The organism is Methanobrevibacter filiformis (genome assembly GCF_001639265.1).
GTDB lineage: Archaea > Methanobacteriota > Methanobacteria > Methanobacteriales > Methanobacteriaceae > Methanacia > Methanacia filiformis.
This window is the reverse complement of the sequence record NZ_LWMT01000114.1, coordinates 1-2,526: the sequence shown is the minus strand read 5'-3', so window position 1 is coordinate 2,526 and position 2,526 is coordinate 1. Positions and strand designations below refer to the sequence as shown.

Annotated in this window: 3 protein-coding genes; 1 reads left to right on the top strand and 2 read right to left on the bottom strand. The window is 25.9% G+C overall.

The genetic code is table 11. The features are described from left to right. Positions 1-689: PD-(D/E)XK nuclease domain-containing protein (locus tag MBFIL_RS03825; protein WP_211261707.1), on the top strand; the 689-nt coding region annotated here is incomplete at its 5' end. 45 nt (positions 690-734) lie between these two features. Here MBFIL_RS03825 and MBFIL_RS03820 read toward each other — a convergent pair. Beyond that, a complete protein-coding gene (locus MBFIL_RS03820; RefSeq protein WP_066971656.1) occupies positions 735-1,934 on the bottom strand; it encodes an XRE family transcriptional regulator in 1,200 nt (399 codons plus the stop codon). Positions 1,935-2,210: 276 nt separating this feature from the next. Next, the gene (locus MBFIL_RS03815) at positions 2,211-2,411 is read right to left on the bottom strand and encodes a hypothetical protein (RefSeq protein ID WP_066971655.1); all 201 of its coding nucleotides are present in this window, start codon (positions 2,409-2,411) and stop codon (positions 2,211-2,213) included. Between the last annotated feature and the right edge of the window lie 115 nt (positions 2,412-2,526).

Genomic DNA, 2,526 nt, shown 5'->3' with positions numbered 1-2,526 from the left:
TCTTAGTAAATAAAAGTGCCACATTCTCAGGAACATTCCCTAGCTTTAAACTCGAAAACTTAGACTTCACAACAGCACTACTACAAACAGGTTATTTAACAATAAAAGAAGAAGAAAAGACAATTTTAGGTGAATCATCAAAATATAAACTAGCTATTCCTAATAAAGAAGTGCATGATTCATTGTTCAGCTATATCTTAGGAACCTACACTAACTATGATGAGAGCCAAATACAACCAATGACAGATAATATGCTTAAATACATCTTAAACTTAGATGAAGCGAATTTACAAAAATCTTTCGAGATTTTACTTCACAAAATCCCAAACCTCTTATATGGTAAACTTAAAAAAGAATTTGAAGCACATTACCAAATTTTAGCTATTTCCTGGTTGCAACTACTAGGTTTTGATATTGAAGAAGAAATCATGACTATTAAAGGAAGAATGGATGCTGTATTAAAGCAAAAAGACAATATTATAGTTATTGAGTTTAAGTTCAGCGAAACAGAATCCATGGACAATATGTTAGATGATGGATTAAGTCAAATTATAACAAATGAATATTACAAACCATACCAAAACAAGAATGTTATTTTACTATCAGTAGCATTCCAACCACGAAACGTTAAATGTAAACTATTAGACCTAAAAAGAGCTTTAAGCATGTATAAAAATGAAAATAATTAAAACATTGGTTACATAAAATAAAAGAAGTTATATTGTATAAAATCTTTATACGTTAAACTCCTCCTTGCCTAATATTTTTTTCATTTCGCGAACAATTTCAAGGGATACTCCTAATTCTAAAGCCACATCAATATCACTTATTATTTCTTCTTCATATGCATTTAAAAGAAATTTAGTGAAATATTTACCATTTTTCCTAAAAGATATCATTGCTTTATTATGAATTCCTTTTTTATGGTCTGGCTTATCCGATTCAAGTCTCTTCTTTTTTCCATATATTTTGCTCGATTTTAGTGTTTTAGGAACGGCGATATATGATTTAAATTCATTTATTCTTTTATCATATTCTTTTTTTGTTATATAATTTAATGTTATTGCTTTTCTCACGATAACACTCTGACTAACATGAAAAATTTTTGATAGCCTTTTAATATCTTCTGCTGAAAATTTGGAATAGGATGTATTTTCATTTATATAATTACTAAATAATTTATTAGGGAGGAGTGTTTCAGCAGCTATTTTATTACATAAAAATTCTTCTTTATCAACAAAACTATATTGATTGATATTACTTAAACCTTCTTTTTTCATTATTATATGGGCTAATTCATGAAAAAATGTGAATTTTTTAGCATTATCAATTTCTTTAGAGTTAATCCCAATTATAGGCAATTTATCATAATACAGAGCATAACCTCTTAATTCAGAAGGTTTTATATCATAAAATTGAAAAACTAATAATCCTAATGATTCAACTTTATCAATCCAATGATCTAGTCCAATAGATGCTCTTGATCTAGGTTTATATCCTAAAAAATCACTTAATAGCTCAGGAATTTTATTAATATCTTCGACTTGAAAATTTTTAAAAGGAAATAAAGGAATTTCAAAATCATCCGATTCCTCCTCTAAATTTAGCAAAGTTTCTCTTCTTGATCTAGCTTTTCTAATTTCAAAAGCAATGCGAGGAGTGATAGTCATCTTTTCACTGCCTTCTGTTCTAAAGTTAGGAGGCTCATTTTCATATACTGGTTTATCATCATTGAAAAAAATTGTTGTAGGTCTCTGGTATTCATGTGCTAACTTTGATAAGTTATTAAAAGATATTTCTCCATTATTTTCCCATTTTTTTATGGTTTCAGATGTTTTACTAATTCTTTTAGCTATCTTTTCTGTTTTATAGTGTGCTGTCTTCCTAGCCCAAACTAACCATTCTCCATTTGTTTTTAATTTTGCTGAAGTCATTATACCACACATCTAATAAATATAACCATAATTTCATATAATCCATAATATTTTATCAATACAGATATAACCATTTTCCATTATTTATTTCAATTATTTTTAAAATAAATAATATAGTTTCAATAAAATGTATATATTTTTTATTCTTAATATTCTTTACTATTTTTAATATTTTTAATTATTCTTATATTTAGACGTTGTAACATTTCAAAACATTTCAAACCTTATTTTTTAAAAACCTTATTTTCTAAAACACTCTTTAAATTGATAACACCACTATTTAATCACTTTTTTAGATTTAACTCCACTAAAATCACTATAAATCTTTTTATTATCTATTTTTTTATAAGAACGAACTTTGTAATAATATGTTTTTTTAGACAAATTATTGTCTATGTATTTAACTACAGGATCTTTTGATGGTTGTTTAATGGTTTTTTTAAGTTTGAAATTTTTTTCATTGTTTTGGCTGTGCAATAATTATTTTTTGATTCTTTTTAGTTATGCTTAGTTTTAAATATTATGGGGTGTAATATATTATTAGTGTTTTTTAGTTTTTGTTGAGTTGGTGTTTATGGTTTTGCATGAAGAT

Excerpts from the sequence above, each read along its gene's own strand:
- MBFIL_RS03820 (WP_066971656.1), bottom strand. The coding sequence starts at position 1,934 with ATGACTTCAGCAAAATTAAAAACAAATGGAGAATGGTTAGTTTGGGCT.